At 60.4% G+C, this 17,663-nt stretch carries 15 protein-coding genes; 7 read left to right on the forward strand and 8 right to left on the reverse strand.

From position 1 onward, the window contains the following. Nucleotides 1-119: 119 nt before the first annotated feature. From ACYZUD_RS09280 to ACYZUD_RS09295, 4 genes are all read left to right on the forward strand, one after another. Nucleotides 120-1,208: an ABC transporter ATP-binding protein gene (locus ACYZUD_RS09280; RefSeq protein ID WP_462023707.1), complete on the forward strand. Its 1,089-nt coding sequence runs from the start codon at nucleotides 120-122 to the stop codon at nucleotides 1,206-1,208. Nucleotides 1,209-1,462: 254 nt separating this feature from the next. Then, on the forward strand, nucleotides 1,463-2,752 hold the full coding sequence (gene gabT / locus ACYZUD_RS09285; RefSeq protein WP_462023708.1) for a 4-aminobutyrate--2-oxoglutarate transaminase: 1,290 nt from the start codon (nucleotides 1,463-1,465) through the stop codon (nucleotides 2,750-2,752). 104 nt (nucleotides 2,753-2,856) lie between these two features. Continuing rightward, nucleotides 2,857-3,543 carry an HAD family hydrolase gene (locus ACYZUD_RS09290; RefSeq protein WP_462023709.1) on the forward strand — a complete coding sequence of 229 codons (687 nt, stop codon included), beginning with the start codon at nucleotides 2,857-2,859 and terminating at the stop codon, nucleotides 3,541-3,543. Between the two features lie 38 nt (nucleotides 3,544-3,581). After that, a complete protein-coding gene (locus tag ACYZUD_RS09295; RefSeq protein ID WP_462023710.1) occupies nucleotides 3,582-4,073 on the forward strand; it encodes an Lrp/AsnC family transcriptional regulator in 492 nt (163 codons plus the stop codon). A 110-nt stretch (nucleotides 4,074-4,183) separates the two neighbouring features. Here the strand turns inward: ACYZUD_RS09295 and ACYZUD_RS09300 are convergent, their stop codons facing one another. The 4 genes from ACYZUD_RS09300 to ACYZUD_RS09315 form a co-directional block, all read right to left on the reverse strand. Further along, entirely contained in the window at nucleotides 4,184-4,894 is a 711-nt protein-coding gene (locus ACYZUD_RS09300) for a cupin domain-containing protein (RefSeq protein WP_462023711.1), read from the reverse strand. Between the two features lie 15 nt (nucleotides 4,895-4,909). Next, a complete protein-coding gene (locus ACYZUD_RS09305) occupies nucleotides 4,910-6,193 on the reverse strand; it encodes an NAD(P)/FAD-dependent oxidoreductase (protein WP_462023712.1) in 1,284 nt (427 codons plus the stop codon). A 60-nt stretch (nucleotides 6,194-6,253) separates the two neighbouring features. Then, nucleotides 6,254-6,958 (reverse strand): HAD-IA family hydrolase, encoded by a 705-nt coding sequence (locus tag ACYZUD_RS09310; protein ID WP_462023713.1) that lies wholly within the window; start codon nucleotides 6,956-6,958, stop codon nucleotides 6,254-6,256. 142 nt (nucleotides 6,959-7,100) lie between these two features. Further along, nucleotides 7,101-8,048 carry a LysR family transcriptional regulator gene (locus ACYZUD_RS09315; protein ID WP_462023714.1) on the reverse strand — a complete coding sequence of 316 codons (948 nt, stop codon included), beginning with the start codon at nucleotides 8,046-8,048 and terminating at the stop codon, nucleotides 7,101-7,103. Nucleotides 8,049-8,185: 137 nt separating this feature from the next. Between ACYZUD_RS09315 and ACYZUD_RS09320 the strand changes: the two genes are divergently transcribed. Then, a complete protein-coding gene (locus ACYZUD_RS09320) occupies nucleotides 8,186-9,628 on the forward strand; it encodes an aldehyde dehydrogenase family protein (RefSeq protein ID WP_462023715.1) in 1,443 nt (480 codons plus the stop codon). Nucleotides 9,629-9,651: 23 nt separating this feature from the next. Here the strand turns inward: ACYZUD_RS09320 and ACYZUD_RS09325 are convergent, their stop codons facing one another. From ACYZUD_RS09325 to ACYZUD_RS09335, 3 genes are all read right to left on the reverse strand, one after another. Continuing rightward, the gene (locus tag ACYZUD_RS09325; RefSeq protein WP_462023716.1) at nucleotides 9,652-11,367 is read right to left on the reverse strand and encodes a GMC family oxidoreductase; all 1,716 of its coding nucleotides are present in this window, start codon (nucleotides 11,365-11,367) and stop codon (nucleotides 9,652-9,654) included. 9 nt (nucleotides 11,368-11,376) lie between these two features. Further along, the gene (locus tag ACYZUD_RS09330) at nucleotides 11,377-12,426 is read right to left on the reverse strand and encodes an ABC transporter substrate-binding protein (protein ID WP_462023717.1); all 1,050 of its coding nucleotides are present in this window, start codon (nucleotides 12,424-12,426) and stop codon (nucleotides 11,377-11,379) included. 228 nt (nucleotides 12,427-12,654) lie between these two features. Continuing rightward, the gene (locus ACYZUD_RS09335) at nucleotides 12,655-13,566 is read right to left on the reverse strand and encodes a LysR family transcriptional regulator (RefSeq protein WP_462023718.1); all 912 of its coding nucleotides are present in this window, start codon (nucleotides 13,564-13,566) and stop codon (nucleotides 12,655-12,657) included. Nucleotides 13,567-13,674: 108 nt separating this feature from the next. Between ACYZUD_RS09335 and ACYZUD_RS09340 the strand changes: the two genes are divergently transcribed. Together ACYZUD_RS09340 and ACYZUD_RS09345 are read left to right on the forward strand one after the other, a co-directional pair. Beyond that, nucleotides 13,675-14,754, forward strand: coding sequence for a tartrate dehydrogenase (locus tag ACYZUD_RS09340; RefSeq protein WP_462023719.1), 1,080 nt, complete (start codon nucleotides 13,675-13,677; stop codon nucleotides 14,752-14,754). 104 nt (nucleotides 14,755-14,858) lie between these two features. Continuing rightward, nucleotides 14,859-15,785, forward strand: coding sequence for a 2-hydroxyacid dehydrogenase (locus ACYZUD_RS09345; protein ID WP_462023720.1), 927 nt, complete (start codon nucleotides 14,859-14,861; stop codon nucleotides 15,783-15,785). Between the two features lie 154 nt (nucleotides 15,786-15,939). Here ACYZUD_RS09345 and ACYZUD_RS09350 read toward each other — a convergent pair. After that, a protein-coding gene (locus ACYZUD_RS09350; protein WP_462023721.1) for an IS3 family transposase occupies nucleotides 15,940-17,159 on the reverse strand; the annotation gives its coding sequence in 2 pieces (ribosomal slippage) (nucleotides 15,940-16,814 and nucleotides 16,814-17,159; 1,221 coding nt in all). Nucleotides 17,160-17,663: the final 504 nt, after the last annotated feature.

The following is a 17,663-nucleotide window of genomic DNA, read 5'->3' on the forward strand; positions in this document are numbered from 1 at the left end:
GTCGGGCAGCAGATACTGTCTTCCCGACGGCTCAAAACGGCACGAACACAGCTACCACCTGTGTTCAGATGGCAAGCAGACACTTCGGGCAATCCCCCGTTCTGCAAAGGAGGAGCTTCATGAATTTCACTGAAGGTTTTGAATCAGTCAGCGTTAATCAGGTTTGCAAGCAGTACGGCAGCCTCAAAGCTTTGAACAACGTGGACCTCAAGGTCGAAGCGGGGGAATTCATGTCTCTACTCGGCCCTTCCGGCTCGGGCAAGACCACCTTGCTGAGCATTCTGGGCGGGTTCATTCGGGTCAGCTCCGGCAGCATTTTGTTCGGTGAGCGAGATGTAACCCTCATGCCGCCGCACAAGCGGGAAATCGGCGTAGTGTTCCAGAACTACGCGTTGTTCCCGCACATGACCGTTGGTGAGAACGTGGCCTTTCCGTTGCGCGCCCGAGGCGAAAACGCAGCCAAGAGCCGTGACAGGGTCAAGCAGGCTCTGGCCACGGTCGAGCTGACCGGTTATGAAAATCGCTCCATCGCGGCGCTCTCCGGAGGCCAGCGGCAACGGGTCGCACTGGCCCGGGCAATTGTCTTCGAACCGAAGTTGATTCTGATGGATGAACCTCTTTCGGCACTCGACAAACAGCTGCGAGAAACCATGCAGATCGAGCTGCGAGCCTTACACAAGCGTCTGGGTGCCACGATGATCTACGTGACCCATGACCAGCGTGAAGCGCTGACCATGAGCGATCGCATCGCGATCATGCGCGGTGGCCAGTTGGTTCAGGTCGATACACCTCGCCGCCTGCACGATCATCCGTCCGACGATTTCGTCGCTAGCTTCATCGGCGAAAGCACCCTGGTGCCGCTGCAGCGCAGCAGCAATAACGGCCTGATGCTGGGCACTATCCCTCTGCGCACGACACGGCCGGTACCACCATCGGGAGACGTGTTCCTGGCTCTGCAATCGGAAAAGTTGCTGCTCGACAATGAGACCTCAGGCCCGGAGTGGAACCGCCTGCGCGGACGCGTTTCGGACATCGTGTTCCAAGGCGAAAGCCTCAAGGTGTTTGTCGATCTGGAAGGCGGTCCGACCGTCAGCCTGCGCCAGCCAAGCCACCATGAAGGCAACCTGAGCCTGCCACCGATCGGTTCGCCGATGCTCATGCGTCTGCATCCGGAAGACACCATCGTCGTGCCTCGGGCCAACGCCTGAAAAACGGTAGGCAGGCACTTGTCCACGACCGCGATACATCTGTTGCGAACTTCGTAGATGGCACATTGCAGGTCGTGGGCAATCTTGCTTCTGGAATCCCGAATAGCGCCAAAAACCCGCAGTCGAATATTTCGTCACGCCTCCTCAAAACAGTCGATCACAGCGCTAGCCCGCCCAACTTCAGTGCTTGTGGTTCCAGCCAATCCTTATCCTGATCACATCACCCGCCAACCCCGGCGTTTATGGAGATCGAGATGAGTTCTGCACTGACTGAAAACCAACGCCTTCTGGCCCTGCGCGATCAACACGTTCCTCGCGGTATTGCCACTGCTCATCCAGTCGTCGCGGCACGAGCTGAAGGTGCGCAATTGTGGGACGTGGACGGCAAGCGTTACCTGGATTTCGTCGGAGGTATCGGCGTACTCAATGTCGGCCACAATCATCCTCGCGTAGTCGAAGCCGTCCGTCGTCAGGTCGGTGAAATCTCCCATGCCAGCTTTCAAGTTGTGGCCTACGAGAACTACATTCAGGTCGCTGCACGCCTAAACAAAATGATTGGCGGCGACGAGCACTACAAAAGCGTGCTGTTCACCTCCGGCGCCGAAGCGGTGGAGAACGCAATCAAGATCGCTCGAGGTCACACCAACCGCACTGCGGTGATTTCCTTTCGCGGCGGCTTCCATGGCCGGACCTTGCTCGGCGTGACCCTGACCGGTATGAGTCAACCGTACAAACAGAACTTCGGTCCGTTCCCGGCCGAGATTTATCACGCCACCTACCCAAATGCCTATCGCGGCATCAGCAGTGACGACGCGTTGGCCGAGCTGGACGAACTATTCGCCACCGACGTTGCGCCTGATCGTGTCGCGGCCATTATCATCGAACCGGTGCAAGGCGATGGGGGGTTTCTCGCTGCGCCCAAGGAGTTTCTACAAGCCCTGCGCGAGCGCTGCACCCACCACGGCATCGTGCTGATTCTCGATGAAATCCAGGCCGGCTTTGGGCGCACCGGCACGATGTTCGGCTTCCAGCACGCCGGTATCAAACCGGATCTGGTCACCGTCGCCAAGAGCCTGGCAGGCGGCATGCCGCTTTCGGGCGTGGTAGGTCGTGCCGAGATCATGGACGCGCCAACCCCTGGCGGTCTGGGCGGTACTTATGGCGGTAACGCAGTCGCTTGTGCCGCTGCGCTTGCGGTGATGGACCTGTTCGAAGAGCAGGATCTGTTGAGTCAGGGCGAGAAACTGTCCACACAGCTGCGAGAAGGCTTGCTAGCCCTACAAAAACGTTACCCGCGCATCGGTGACGTTCGCGGTCTGGGCTTCATGCAAGCCATCGAGATGGTCGCCGTCGACAGCAAGAGAAGCCCGGATGCGACCTTGGCGCAGAAAGTGATCGACGAAGCGCGTAACGCTGGCCTGCTGGTAATCAAGTGCGGCGTACACCGCAACGTGGTGCGTTTTCTCGCACCACTGGTGACCACGCCCGAGCAAGTGGCAGAAGCCTTGCAGATGCTGGAAAAAGCGTTGGCTGCGGCCTGCTGATACTGGCCCGTATTCGACGTAATACCGAACCCGATCTGCTGACGCAGCATCGGGTATTGGGCTGAATCATGACTGAACCGACAAGCGTCACTCAGGAGCGAATCATGAGAGTCACCCAGTACAAGGCATTGGGTTTTTCCTTTGGAACAGTAGTTGATCGGGAACGGGGCATTCTGGATGGCCTTCGACCGCTGGCGGTGCAAAGCGATGTCACCACCAGTGACGAGCAGTTGCTGAGCGCCTACCGACGAATGGCAGATGAGCTGACCACTAGTGGATCTGACGTCAGTCCGGCAGCCTTCCACGGCCAGCTTTATCAACGTCTGGCTCATCAATTGCATATTACCCCTGACTGGGATGAGAGCGTTGCTTTCAGTAGCTCATCTGCTCAATGGCCAATATTCGAAGACGCCCCAGGTGCCTTGCAGTACCTGAGTAAGTTCTACCGTTTGATACTAATTGCCCCACCCCACGGCATCGACGTGCATTCGTTGACCAGCCGCCTGCCGGTGGAGTTCGATGCAATCATCGAACCCAGCAGCGACGACTGGCACACGAGTCTGGAGACCGCGTTGCGCCGCTTGGGCCTGGAGCGATCGGAACTGTTACCGGTGCGCAGCACCGAAACGGATGACCCATGGAACCAACGGGTGGATTTTCCGGTGTGCACGTTGCGACGCAGTCATAGCCAGCCCTGGAATCATTCGCCACAGGCAATGGACGGCAAGCGCTGCGAGTACGCCAGCCTTGCCGACCTCACACATGCGCATCAAAAGGCACTGCACGCCTGACGGTCACGGCCCAAATTTGACATTGCGAGGACTGAACTATGGACGCTGTAACGAAGCTCGATCGTATCGACATCAACATCCTGGTCCAACTGCAGAAAGACGGACGAATGACCAACGTCAGCCTCGCCGAAACTGTCGGTCTGTCCCCCAGCCCTTGCCTGCAACGCGTCAAACGACTGGAGTCCGCTGGCTACATCAGCGGCTACGAAGCACACGTCAATCTGGCCAAGTTTGCCAATTCGGTGACCGTCTTCACCGAAGTCACCCTCTCGGACCACAAGCGTTCCGACTTCGTGAAATTCGAATCGAGCATCCGCAATATCGATGAGGTACTGGAGTGTCATTTGATCAGCGGCGGCTACGACTACCTGGTGCGCTTCCTGTGCAGCAGCATTCAGCACTATCAGGAGCTGATGGAATCGATCCTCGACAAGAACATCGGCATCGAGAAGTACTTCAGCTACATCGTGATCAAATCGCCGGTGGTCAAGAGCACCGTACCACTGCGCAGCCTGGTTCGCGCGGTCTAAAACAAAACCTGCAGCCGTTCGGCTTGCCGTGGATGGCGATCACAGGATCGCTATCACCGGCACACCGCGCGGCTGCAGGTCTGGTTGACCCGGCAGCGCCCCTCCCCGACTTACGACAGGATGCAGAACACCTTGCGCACAGTCTCTTCGCTGACCCACGTATTGGTGGCGCCCTTAGGCACGATCACCGTCTCCCCCGCCCGCACATGATGGCTGTCGCCCTGTTCAGCCTGCAGCGTCACCGAGCCTTCGAGGATAAACATCAGCTCGCTGTAACCCGGCTCGACCTGCTTGCGAGCGTACGCCTCGCATTGCCACAGCCCGATGCGCAGGCTACCGGCGCTGAACAGGGTTTCACTCCAGGCCTTGGGCGTCGCGGTCAACAGCACATTGGCTGCCGGCGGGCTCGCCGGCGCAAGCGGCTGGGACAGATCGATCCTGATGGGAAGGCTGGGCATTTGCGTGGAGGCTGAAAGCCCCGGAAACGCCATGAACAGCCGGCGCAATTGCCCGTGATGTTGCCAGCGCACACGGACTCCACGGGGCATGACGAAGCAATCCCCCGCCGTCAGTTGCAGGTCGAAACCCTCACCCTGCAAACGCAGTTCTCCGGCTTCAACCACACCCAGTTCAACCCAGGGAAACGCCTCGATCAGCAGGTTCGCCCCCGTGCTGACACTGCTGCCTGCGGCATAGCCCTGCACGGGGTCGTGGAAGTTGATGACACGCCCGGCCGCCAGCGGATCGCCCTGCAGGGCGAACGCTGCGCAGGGCAATTGACGATCAGTGTGGGGTTGGGAGTAATGCAGAATCGGTGGCATACGCTTAACGCTCGCTCATCGGCCGATGATATCTAGAAATTGCTGCCAGCCCGCCGCCAGGCGAACGCCCGGCGCCCGGAAGGCATGCAGAGGAATGGGGTTGAAATACTCGCCCGCGAGCAAGCCGAGCTCGACCTTCTCGCCCGCCGTCATGGCGGCCAGTTGCTTGCCCATCCAGGTCGACATGGCGACCCCGCCACCGTTGTAGCCAATGGCGTAGTAGCTGCGCTCATCGAGCTGCCCGGCATGGGGCAGGTAATCCAGGGTCATTGCCACCAGGCCCGACCAGCGATAGGCGATGGGCTGGTCGCGCAGGATCGGGAAAACATCACCCATGCTGCGCTGCAAAGCGTCGAACGCGCCTTGTGAATCGCCTTTGCCGAACGCGCCCCGCCCACCAAAAATCAAGCGATCGCCGATGACGCGGAACCAGCGCAACATACGCTTGGTGTCGCCACACACCTGCCCTCCCGGCATGATCTCGGCGAGGATATTCGGTGGCAGGGGCTGCGTGGCGATGATCGCGCTACGGAACGGAATCAACCGTCGATGCAACGTATCGGTGGCTCGGGTCTGGTCGGAATAACCGTTGGTGGCGTAGATCACTTGCCGGGCACTGACCCGCCCTTGCGGCGTCTGCACGATGACGCGATCACCTTCGCGACGGACCTGCTCGGCCGGGCTGTTGATGAAGATTTTCACTCCATGATCGACCAGGTGGCGAGCCATGCCGCGCGCGTAATTCAAAGGGTGGATACCGCCGGCCTTGGGGGTCAGCAGGCCGCCAGCGAAGATCGTCGAGCCGGTCATTTCCCGCACCTGCTCGGCCGAGATCATCCGTGATGACGTACCACCGGTTTCACGCTTGATCCAGTCCGCAGTGGATTCCAGCGCACCCAGCGCGTGGACGTTGTGCGCCGCGGCGATATGCCCGCCCAGGTGCAGCTCGGCACCGGTCAGGCTAAGGGTTTCGACCATCTCCACCAGGCTGTCCACCGCGGCATAACCGGTGTGGTACATCTGCAACGCCGTGTCGCGGCCAAAGCGCGACATCAGCGCAGGAAAGCCCACCCGAAACTTCGGCGACACTACACCACCATTACGTCCGCTGGCGCCCCAGGCCAGGGTATTGGCCTCGACGATGAGGGGCTCGCGACCACTGCGGGCGATGTGATGGGCTGCCGAGAGGCCGGTGTAACCCGCACCGATGATCACCACGTCGCACTGTCGCTCGCCTTCCAGGGATTGCAGCGCGGGTGCCGGCTGGGCGGTGGCCGCCCATAAGCTCTGAACAGTCATGCCAGCCTCTCGACTCAATAGGGATTGGCGCTCGCGGCCAGGGCCCGAGCGCCGAGGGGATCAACCCAACTCTTTCTCGACCGCGTCAGCCAGTTGCGCCAGCGAGGTGAAGTGGTAATGCGGCTCGGTGCGTTCCGATTCCAGGGTGACGCCGGTGCCTTTCTGGGCAAAACGACGCTCGATCCAGCAGGTCTGATAACCCAGGCGCATGGCCACGCCGATGTCGTGATACTGGCTCTGGGCAACGTGCAGGATGTTCTCGAACAGAATGCCCTGGGTCGCCAGCACACCCCGGGTGTAGGCAAAGAACTGCGGATCAGGTTTCTCGAAGCGCACATCGTCAACGGTGACCCGTACGTCGAACGGTTGGTCGAGGGTTTCGGCCATGTAGTTCAGGGCCCAGATCTGCGAGTTGGTGGTGGCCACCAGCTTGAAGTGCTTGCGCAGGCGCTTGAGTGCTTCGACCGAATCAGGGAACGCCGGGAAGTTCTTCACCGCCTGCGCCAGGCCTTTGGCGTAGTCGTCGTTGTCCAGCAGCCCCAGCTTGGAAGCTATGACGTGGTAGCAACGCTCCAGGTCATCCGGCCACCAGCCCGAGTCGGTGGAGGCGCGGGCCTCGCGATAGGCTTTGAGAATCTCGTCGTCGCTGCGAGCCTTGCCCGCGTCACCCGCGACTTCGCGTACATGGGCCAGGATTCCGGCTTCGAAATCGATCAGGGTACCGACAACGTCAAACGTCAGGGCTTTGAACTGCTTGAAAGACATAGGGCGCTCCGCAAGAAAAGTCGTAAGGGTGAAACTGACTGGACAGGCCCATTATCTGCCCGCCTTCTCGCGAAATATTCTGTTTTGCCCTACCCCAGAGGCATAACCTACTGTTTTTTTACTCGACGTGCCGCACCTGTGCTCAATGGGTCGATTCCAGGGTCGCGAGCAACCCCAGATGAGGGTAAAGCGCGTCGATCCTGAGCATGTCCTCGCGCATCTCTTCGATGATCCAGTCACGCACGCTTTCCACGATCGAACGTACCGGGCGGTTGGCCGGAACCACGAGGCAGCAACGCCGGGAATTAACCCGAAAGGCGTCCGTCGCTGGCACCAGTTCACCCTTGCACAAGGAGTTCGACACCACATTCAACCACCCCAGCGCCATGCCCTGACCCAACAAGGCGGCCTGTACCACCACGGCATAATCGGAGAACACCAGCGCATTGTCGGCACGCCCCGGTGTCTCGAAAGCGGCGGCCCAGCCACGATCCTGATTGTCCATGCTTATCAGCGTCGGCACCTGTTTTTTACCCTTGCCCTGAACGACATCGGCCAGGTACTGGGCATTGCACACCGGCAGGGTAATTTCCGGAATAACCAGCGTATCCGTGGCTTTCAGGCTGCCTGCTTCGAGGTAACGCATGCCCAGGTCGACGTCCACCAGAGGGCCGCCGATCCTGCCGGACATCAATTGATAGCGCATGTCGACGGTGGGGAATCGCTGGCTGAAACGACTCATGCGCGGCATCAGCCAGTGGGTGGTGAACGCCGTGGACACCGACAGCGTCACGGTCTCGATCCCCGTCGTCCGTGCCTCGATTTCACTGATGGCCGACTCGATGGTACTGAAGCCTTCCTGTACGCGGCGGTACAAAATGCTGCCGCTTTCCGTCAGCCTCGCACCGCCACGAACACGCTCGAAAAGCTGCACGCCGAGGTGTTCCTCCAGACGCGACAACATGCGACTCACGGCCGGCTGGCTGACGCACAGTTCATCCGCCGCCCGGGTGAAGCTGCCACATCGAGCGGCCGCTTCGAAGACGAATAACGAGCTGGAGCTGGGGACCTTGCGACGAAGATTAGACATGACCTGAGTTTATGCCTGGCACAACTATTAGTAAATTGTCCCGAACAAAATTCCCCGCCTATTCTGGTGAGCGGCTGCGTAAGGCGACCACGGATATTCGGCGCGGCACTCCTCCCCTCACGAGACCCTTCCTTGCTATGAAAAACAACCTGAAGTTTTACATCGATGGCCGCTGGGTGGAGCCTCACAGCTTCGATCGCCTGCCCGTGATCAACCCCGCCACCGAGCAGGCATTCTGCGAAATCGCCATGGGTGACCTGAACGATGTCGAGGCCGCCGTCATGGCCGCCCGGCGCGCCTTTCCAGCGTTCTCAAGCACATCACCCGCGCAACGCAAACTCTTGTTGCAACGGATTCTGGATGTCTTCATGGCGCGCTACGACGAAATCGCCGAGGCCATCGTCCAGGAAGTCGGCGCGCCGAAAGCCTTGTCCCACGCCTGGCAAGCCGGGATCGGCAAGCGTCACCTGGAGCAGTTGCTGCGCACCCTCGACACGTTCGAGTTCCAGAAATCCCGTGGCACCACATTGATTGCCCATGAACCCGTGGGCGTGGTGGCGCTGATCACGCCCTGGAACTGGCCGATCAACCAGATCGTCTGCAAGGTCGCGCCGGCCCTGGCCGCCGGTTGCACCATGGTCCTCAAACCGAGCGAAATCGCGCCGATCAATGCCTTGTTGTTTGCCGAGGTCATGCACGAGGCCGGCGTACCCGCAGGCGTTTTCAACCTGATCAACGGCGATGGACCGACGGTCGGTGCCGCCCTGTCCGCCCATCCGCAAGTGGACATGGTTTCGTTCACCGGTTCGACCCGTGCGGGTACGAAAATCGCGCGCCTAGCCGCGCCGACGGTCAAGCGTGTGCATCAGGAACTCGGCGGCAAATCGGCCAACATTTTGCTCGACGATGTCGACCTGCAAGCGGCAGTGACCAGCGGTGTCGACAGTTGCTTTGGCAATAGCGGGCAGTCCTGCAATGCGCCGACGCGCATGCTGGTGCCCGCCGCGCTGCACGACCAGGCCGTGGACATTGCCCGCCGCGCAGCACAAAAACACATCGTCGGCGCGCCCGATGCAGCCGCCACAACCATGGGACCGGTGATCAGTGAGCGTCAGTACGACAGCATCCAGCGGATGATTACCATCGGCATCGACGAAGGCGCACAACTGGTGTGTGGCGGGCCGGGTCGGCCCGATCACCTGCCCCAGGGTTACTATGTGCAGCCGACGATCTTCGCCGGGGTCACTCAGGACATGACCATCGCCCGAGAGGAAATCTTCGGACCGGTGCTGGTCATCCAGGCCTACGACGATGAAGCACAAGCGGTCAGCATGGCCAACGACAGCGTGTTTGGCCTGGCGGCCTACGTTCAATCGGCGGATCAGGCGCGAGCCCGAGGCGTTGCCTTGCAAATGCGTGCCGGCAGCGTCTACATCAATTATCCGAATTGGGATTCCGGCGCGCCGTTTGGTGGCTACAAGCAATCGGGCAATGGCCGCGAATACGCCGAATGGGGGCTGGAGGCCTTTCTGGAAGTGAAGGGGATTGTCGGTTGGGGGGGCTTGATGCCCCCGTCCTGACAGACTCGCCGACCAGGCGGTTGCTACAGTCGAGCCGACACCTTGGCCTCACAGCCTGCCGCCTTCGCCTCAGCCTTGATCAGATCGGCCATCCGCTCGGTGATCATCAGGGTGGGGACGTTAGTGTTGGCGCAGGGAATCGAAGGCATCAGCGAGGCATCACACACACGCAACCCTTCCACACCGATCACCCGGCCGTCACCGGTGGTGACCGCCAGTGGATCATCGGCGCGTCCCATGCGACAGGTGCCCGACGGATGCCAGGTGCCACCGACATTGCGCTGTATGAACTCGGTCAGGGCCTTGTCGTCGGCGAGCAGCTTTTCAGGGTGACACCCTGGGTGACCAAGCCATGAATCAGCAAGCCCCGCAACGGCCCGGCGATATCCAGCAGCCAGCTCAGGGCGCCGCGTTGCAGCGCATTGATCCTGCCCGGCATCGCGACCCTGGCCACCCGTGGTGAGTAGCTCGATGGAAACACCACGCTGCACTCTCGGTTCAAAGCTGGCGCCGAAGCGCAACGCCTGCTTCAGACGCTCAAGGTCCCGCACATCGCCCAGCATGTCGAAACACACGTGCGGTTCGTCATGGGGATCGCTGGATGCCAGGCGCAGACGCCCCCGGGAGTAGGACTTGTTGACCCAGAAAAAGATCGTGCCCAATCGATAACCGATCGAATGCCAGCCGGATCGGGAAAGGATTGCGCCGTGCATGTCACACGGCACCGTGTCGGCCAGCCCGGAGGAGAAACGCACGATGGCCTGTTCATGGTGCTCCTCGGGAAACGCCGTGCGGCCTTCGCGGTTGAGCAGCGCAGACACCGCAATCGAAGGATGCTCCATCAGGTTGGCGCCCACCCCTGGGCGGTCCGCCACCGACGCAATGCCGAGCGAGGCGAGGTCGTCCGCCGGACCGATCCCGCTGCGCAGCAACACGGCGGGACTGTGGATCGCACCGGCACTGACGATGACCTCACGCGCCCTCAAGGACTCGACGACCCCATGGCTGTCGATGATCCTGGCGCCCGTCGCACGACCGGCCTCGATCAACACCCGATCCACCACGCAGCGGGTGCGCAGGGTCAGGTTCTTGCGTTTGCGCACTTCATCGGTCAGGTAACACACCGATGTCGGGATTCGCTCACCCTGCTCGCTGACGCCAATGGCGCCGACGAACACGCCCTCCTCCCAGGGCCCGTTCTGATCGGCCTTGTGCTCGAGGCCGCGTCCGCCGAGGACCTTCATCACACCTTTGACGAAAGGCGAAAGGCGCTCCGAGGGCGTACGCCGGATCCTGACCGGGCCGTCGCTGCCATGCAGCGCCTGGTCCTGCGGCCCGCAAAAGTCGGTGTCGTTCTCCAGCTTGCGAAAGTACGGCAGGCAGGTTTGCCAGTTCCAGCCTTCGGCCCCCAGCGCCTGCCATTCGTCATAGTCGGCTGGCGCGCCACGGTTGGTCATCAAGGCGTTGATCGCCGAGCCTCCACCGAGGATCCGCGCTTGCTCATAGCGCCGCGTGGTGCTGGCGCGCTGGCCCATCAACGCGGTCAGGCGCTGCCAGATATTGCTGACATCCAGATAGGCCCGCCCGGGGTACCGGCTACGTATCGCGGGGGGCATCGTGTGCAGGGAAATATCGCGCCCCGCCTCGATCAGGCACACCTGTTTGTCGGGGTCCTCCGAGAGCCGGGCGGCCAGCGCGCACCCGGCCGACCCACCCCCCAGAATCAAATAGTCGATCATGCCGGCACCTTACTGAACGAACTTGAGCCAGCGATCCTTCGCGGCAATCCCCTCGGCGGAGGCCCACCACTCTTCCGACATCAGCGCTTGCCTGGCCGCGTTATCCGGCGAGCTTGGCAGCTCCTTGGCGCGCTCGGCAGTGATTTTTCCCGTGCCAAACGCCGCCGGGTTACCTGGACCGTAGTCGATGTAGAGCGGCAGATTGGCTTGCAGTTCAGGCGATACCGCTTCGTTGAGGAACTTCACGGCCGCCACATAGTTGGGGGCATTTTTCAGGATGCACAGCTGGGTGTTTTGCAGCAGGCCGTCGTTATAGGTGAAGGCCACGTCCGGATTGCTCTTTTGCACGGCGCTGGCGCGACCGTTCCAGATCATCAGCATGTCGACTTCGCCATCGGCGAGCAATTGCGCCGACTGACCACCCGAGGTCCACCACACGGCGATGTTCGGCTTGATCTGCTCGAGACGCTTGTAGGCACGGTCGACATCCAGCGGGTACAGCTTGTCGCGAGGCACACCGTCGGACAGCAGCGCCGCTTCCAAGGTGCTCATCGGATCGTTACGCAAGGCACGCACACCGGGGAAGTTCTTCACGTCCCAGAACTCGGCCCAGGTCTGCGGCACTTTCTTCAGGTTTTTCTTGTTGTAGCCAATGACCGACGAATAGAACTCGTAAGCCACCGAGTACGGCGTGCGATAGGCCGCCGGCATGCTCTGCACGTTCGGCAGCTTGCTCAGGTCCAACGGTTCGATAAGCCCTTCCTTGCCACCGCGCAAGCAATTGGAGGGTGGTGTATCGATCACATCCCAGATCGGTTTTTTCGCTTCGCCCTGGGCCTTGACCATCGGCCAGGCATCGGGCGCGCTGTCCTGCTTGATGGTGATGTTCAAAAGCTTCGCCGCCGGATCGAGGATGGCCTTGGTCTGGGCCTCCTGGTAAGCGCCGCCTTGGGAAACAAAGGTGATTTCGTCGGCCATGGCGGGCATCGCGCACGCCACCGAAAGACTCAACAGGGAAATGACGGAACCGAACGCTTGAGCAACAGACAAGGTTTTCATGGCAAATCATCCTGGACGTAGATTAATTCGGCAGCGTTAAAACCTCGACTGAACACCCTGCACCAGCGTGCTTTGCTCAGGTTTGATTTTATTGTTCGACCGAGCGGGACATTTCGACGTTACAAGAGCATGACACCAGGGGGCAATGCACGAATAGTCAAGGATGTCATAACTTAAGATTATGTCGATCTTCCCAAGCACCTGCCCTTGTTCGCCCGGGCCACTCGCCTACTTGAGCGCCGCGAACGGCAAGCGTCTGGCCAGCTCCTGCCCGAGGTAGCGGGCGAACACCGAGATGCGTTGCGGAATATGCCGGCGATGCTGATAGACCACGAAGATATCGGCCCTGGGCGCCTGGTAATCGCTGAGCACCCCCCGCAGGCGCCCGCTTTCAAGGTGCTCCTGAACATTCCAGCGAGAACGCAGGATCAGCCCATGCCCGTCCATGGCCAGGCGTAACGCGACTTCTCCATCGTTGCTCGACAGCGTGCCGCTGACCTTGTGCGAGTAATCCTGGCCATCCTTGCTGAAACGCCAGATCGCGTAATCACTGCCGAACTGACGAAGCACGATGCAGTTATGCCGGACCAGATCCGCCACCCCTGCCAGCTCAGGCATAGCTTCAAGGTATTTCTGGGAAGCGCAAAGAATGCGCGGATTTTCCAGCAGGCGCACAGCGATCAGGCGCGAATCGGGTGGCTCGCCCATGCACACGCTCATGTCGAACTGGTCATCCAGCAGGCTCGAAGGCTGGCTGGACAACTCCAGGGAAAGCTCCAGCTCCGGGTGCAATCGGGCGAAGCTGGAGACCACCGGTGCCAGGTGTTGCCGGCCGAAACCTAGGGTGCCATTGATCCGCAATCGTCCCTGCAACGTCGGCTGCCGGCTGTTGAGCGCACTCTCCAGCTCTTCCAGTTGCCGCAGGATCGGCCGCCCTCCTTCCAGGTACAAGGTCCCTTCCGGTGTCAGCGACAGTCGTCGAGTGGTGCGCTGCAGCAACTGCACCCCCAGACGCGCTTCAAGCTGGCTCAGGCGTTTGCTCACCGCTGGCAACGACAGGCCGAGGTGCCGCGCCACTTCGGTGAGACTGCCGCGTGTCGCCACCTGCTGGAAGAAACTCAAGTCATCGATCATCGCCATGGATTCTTTCCTTAAAACTAAGAATGGCTTTCGCTCAAGACTAATTATTAATACAGGGCTACTGAATACACTGGCAATCAGTCCACATCAATCCCAGGAGTCGAATCCATGAGCAAAGCCCAGTACAAGATTGCAGTGATCCCCGGCGACGGCATCGGCAAGGAAGTCATGCCAGAAGGCGTGCGCGTGCTCGACGCCGTGGCGGCCAAACACGACCTGGAACTGCAATGGGACTGGTTCGATTTCGCCAGCGCCGATTACTACCTGGCCCACGGCAAAATGATGCCCGACGACTGGTTCGACCTTCTCAAGGACTACGACGCGATCTACTTCGGTGCGGTGGGCTGGCCGGATGTCGTGCCTGATCACATTTCCCTGTGGGATTCGCTGCTGCAGTTCCGTCGCGAGTTCGACCAGTACGTCAACCTGCGCCCTTGCCGCCTGATGCCGGGCGTCAAGGCTCCCCTGGCCAATCGCAAGCCCGGCGACATCGACTTCTGGGTCGTGCGGGAAAACACCGAAGGCGAATATTCCAGCATCGGCGGCAAGATGTTCCCGGGCACCGAGCGGGAAATCGTGTTGCAGGAGACCGTCATGACCCGCGTCGGCGTCGACCGCATTCTCAAGTTCGCCTACGACCTGGCCCAGAGCCGCCCGAAGAAACACCTCACCTCCGCCACCAAATCAAACGGCATCGCGATCACCATGCCGTACTGGGATGAGCGCGTCGTCGAGATGGGCAAGAAATTCCCTGAGGTGAAGGTCGACAAGTACCACATCGACATCCTCACCGCGAACTTCGTCCTGCATCCGGACTGGTTCGACGTGGTGGTCGCCAGCAACCTGTTCGGTGACATCCTGTCCGATCTCGGCCCCGCCTGCACCGGCACCATCGGTATTGCGCCGTCAGCCAACATCAACCCGGAGCGCAACTTCCCGAGCCTGTTCGAGCCCGTGCACGGTTCGGCGCCGGACATCGCGGGCAAAGGCATCGCCAACCCGATCGGACAGATCTGGTGCGGCGCGATGATGCTCGAACACCTGGGCCACCCGCAGGCGGGCGCGGCGGTGCTGGCCGCCATCGAAACGGTGCTGGCGATGGGGCCGGAGAACGCCCCATTGACCGCCGACATCGGCGGCAAGGGCAACACCGAAGCCCTGGGCAAGGCCATCGCCGCTGCGGTCTGAGCCGGCAAATAACGCGCAATCTTCCGTTCACGACCCGTGATACGGGAGATTGCGCGTGACTTTGGCATTGTGTGAACACCTTTCCAGCGCTTGCGAGAGACACCATGACCCTGCTGTTTAAAGTCGACGACGCCCGTGGCTGCGCTTGGAAATCACTGTTCGAAAAACACGCGCCGGACATCGACGTGCGCTTCTGGCCGGACATCGGCGACCCGCTAGACGTACGCTACTTCGCCGCCTGGCAACCGCCACGGCAGCTGCATGAACGTTTCCCGAATCTCGAAGTGATCTTCGCCACTTCGGCGGGCGTCGATCAATTCGACCTCGGCGAGCTGCCAGAGCACATCAAGGTCGTCCGCATGCTTGACCCCGGCATCGCCCAAGGCATCGTCGAGTACGCCTGCTTCGCCGTGTTGAGCCTGCATCGACAGATCCCGCTGTACCTGCATCAACAACAGGCCGGGCGCTGGCAAGACCACCTCCTGACCCCGGCAGCGCAACGTCGCATCGGCGTCATGGGCCTGGGCAACCTGGGTGTTGCGGTGCTGCAGAGCCTGCGTGCGTTCAACTTCCAGTTGCATGGCTGGGCGCGCTCGCAAAAGACCATCGACGGCGTGCAATGCCATGCCGGCGACGACCAGCTCGAGCCCTTTCTCAACCAGTGCGACATCCTGATCTGCCTGCTGCCCCTGACCGACGACACCCGCGGCCTGTTGAACGCGAGAACGCTGGCCGCGCTGCCAAAGGGCGCCAACCTGATCAACCTGGGTCGGGGCGGTCATCTCAAGGAAGAGGATCTGCTTCAAGCACTGGCGTGCGGGCAACTGAGCCACGCCATTCTCGACGTGCTCAACGAAGAACCGCCATCGCCGGATCACCGGTTCTGGCAGCACCCACAGATCTGGCTGACCCCGCACATTGGCGCAATGACCGCACCGCAAAGCGCCTTCCCAGGGTTGCTGGCCAATATCAGGCGCCATCAGGCCGGCGAACCCATGCAAGGCTTGATCAAGCGCGATCATGGCTACTGAGGCTCCGTACAGACGCTTAGGGCGATGGTGTCCACTTACTATGTCTGCCCCCCTTAATGCTGGAGTTCGGAAGGTGACTTGGCCGGACGCTTACAGCGCTGACCCCCTTCTGCTCTGTGGACTTGCCCCTACCAAACCGGACACCAACTCCCCGTTAAATTGATGCTGCTGCCACGCGCCTAAATTCTCGCGGCGACCGATATTTCAAAGCGCTGTGCGGATGCTGCTCGTTGTAATGCTCGAAGGCAATTGCCAGATTGTGCAGCGCCGTTTCTCGATCCGGCTTGGGCATGTGTGCCACGTAGTCACGCTTGATTGTCTTCACGAAGCTCTCGGCCATGCCGTTGCTCTGCGGGCTGCGTACCGGGGTGGTCACCGGCTGCAAGCCGATCTGTCGAGCAAACAGGCGTGTCTGTTCGGCGGTGTACGCCGAGCCGTTGTCGCTTAGCCATTGAACTGGCGTGGCGGGCAGTTGATCACCAAAACGCTTCTCCACGCTTTCCAGCATCAAGTCGCGGATATCATCGCCACTGTACCCGGTCGGGCTCGCGACCCAGCCGATGGCTTCGCGGTCACAGCAATCCAGGGCAAAGGTCACGCTCAGTTTGGCGCCGTCCTCACAGCGGAACTCAAAGCCGTCCGAGCACCAACGCGTATCACTGGTTTCCACGGCAATACGGCCTTCGTGCCGACGCGGCACGCCGGGCTGTTTGATCCGGCGCTCAAGCAAAAGGTTGTGGTCACGCATCACCCGGTAAACCCGCTTCACGTTGATCGCGGGCAGCGACCGCTTTTCACGTGCACGACGCAGCAATCCCCAGACCCGACGGTAGCCATAGCTGGGCAGTTCGCTGATCTGTTGCTGGATTTCAACCACCAGATCAGCATCGTCCACAGGCCTGCGGCGTCGTACTTTGAGCGATACCGATTGCTTGATTCGAACCGTTAATTGCGAGCGCGCCACACCGAGACATTCGCTGACCAGTTTCACTGGTCGTCCCCCGGCAACAAGGGTGAGTGCGCAATCCATTTTCGCGACCGGGCGATCTCTACCGCCTCTTTGAGGATTTCCGCTTCCATCGTCTTCTTGCCGAGCATCCGTTGCAGTTCACGGATCTGCTTGAGCGCATCGCTCAGCTCCGAGGCGGGCACAACGGCTTCACCGGCACTGACCGCCGACAGACTGCCGTCCTGATATAACTTGCGCCATAGGAACAGCTGGTTGGCATTGATGCCGTTGCGTCGAGCGACCACCGAAACGCTTTGCCCGGGCTCAAGGCTCTCGCGAACCATGGCCAGTTTTTGCTCTGGGCTCCAGCGGCGCCGACGCTCCTGGCCCAAAAGCTCCCCACTCTTATCGCTGCTGTTAGTCATAAACATAACCGTTTGCCTATCCCTTATCGTAAGGGGGAAACGGTGTCCTGTCTTTCATGGGGCTCGTTCACTGGGGCAAATCTAATGCTACTTATCGCTCGGATTCGGGAGGGATGACTTGGATGCCATTTGCAAAAGGTTCGGTCGCACCACCTAGGTTCACACCTTCAAAGACGCTATCTGCCCGACTCTAAAATTCCCGCTATAGGTCGAGAGTGGTCACCTAGGCATCCTTGACTACTTAATTAGTAGAAAATCCTCAGTCTGCCAATGGTCCGTAGCTACCTGCCGCCCGACCATCCAAAATAGGTATCGGATCAATTTTTGGTGCGTTAAGAAAAGTAGCCCACGCCTCATACGCCACCTTCTGGCGATTGGTAGCTTCACTCCATGAAGCTCCCTCTAACTGCCGTGCAGATACGATGCGTTTGCATTCGATCTGGCCACCGGTTGCATCGGATATTGACGGCATGCTTCGTAACCATGATCGGAGAGCTGGGCATT

Source organism: Pseudomonas sp. XS1P51 (genome assembly GCF_054897845.1).

Bases quoted from the DNA above. Each gene is read 5' to 3' on its own strand.
- ACYZUD_RS09280 (WP_462023707.1), top strand. From the start codon at position 120: ATGAATTTCACTGAAGGTTTTGAATCAGTCAGCGTTAATCAGGTTTGC.
- gabT (WP_462023708.1), top strand. From the start codon at position 1,463: ATGAGTTCTGCACTGACTGAAAACCAACGCCTTCTGGCCCTGCGCGAT.
- ACYZUD_RS09290 (WP_462023709.1), top strand. From the start codon at position 2,857: ATGAGAGTCACCCAGTACAAGGCATTGGGTTTTTCCTTTGGAACAGTA.
- ACYZUD_RS09295 (WP_462023710.1), top strand. From the start codon at position 3,582: ATGGACGCTGTAACGAAGCTCGATCGTATCGACATCAACATCCTGGTC.
- ACYZUD_RS09300 (WP_462023711.1), bottom strand. From the start codon at position 4,894: ATGCCACCGATTCTGCATTACTCCCAACCCCACACTGATCGTCAATTG.
- ACYZUD_RS09305 (WP_462023712.1), bottom strand. From the start codon at position 6,193: ATGACTGTTCAGAGCTTATGGGCGGCCACCGCCCAGCCGGCACCCGCG.
- ACYZUD_RS09310 (WP_462023713.1), bottom strand. From the start codon at position 6,958: ATGTCTTTCAAGCAGTTCAAAGCCCTGACGTTTGACGTTGTCGGTACC.
- ACYZUD_RS09315 (WP_462023714.1), bottom strand. From the start codon at position 8,048: ATGTCTAATCTTCGTCGCAAGGTCCCCAGCTCCAGCTCGTTATTCGTC.
- ACYZUD_RS09320 (WP_462023715.1), top strand. From the start codon at position 8,186: ATGAAAAACAACCTGAAGTTTTACATCGATGGCCGCTGGGTGGAGCCT.
- ACYZUD_RS09325 (WP_462023716.1), bottom strand. From the start codon at position 11,367: ATGATCGACTATTTGATTCTGGGGGGTGGGTCGGCCGGGTGCGCGCTG.
- ACYZUD_RS09330 (WP_462023717.1), bottom strand. From the start codon at position 12,426: ATGAAAACCTTGTCTGTTGCTCAAGCGTTCGGTTCCGTCATTTCCCTG.
- ACYZUD_RS09335 (WP_462023718.1), bottom strand. From the start codon at position 13,566: ATGGCGATGATCGATGACTTGAGTTTCTTCCAGCAGGTGGCGACACGC.
- ACYZUD_RS09340 (WP_462023719.1), top strand. From the start codon at position 13,675: ATGAGCAAAGCCCAGTACAAGATTGCAGTGATCCCCGGCGACGGCATC.
- ACYZUD_RS09345 (WP_462023720.1), top strand. From the start codon at position 14,859: ATGACCCTGCTGTTTAAAGTCGACGACGCCCGTGGCTGCGCTTGGAAA.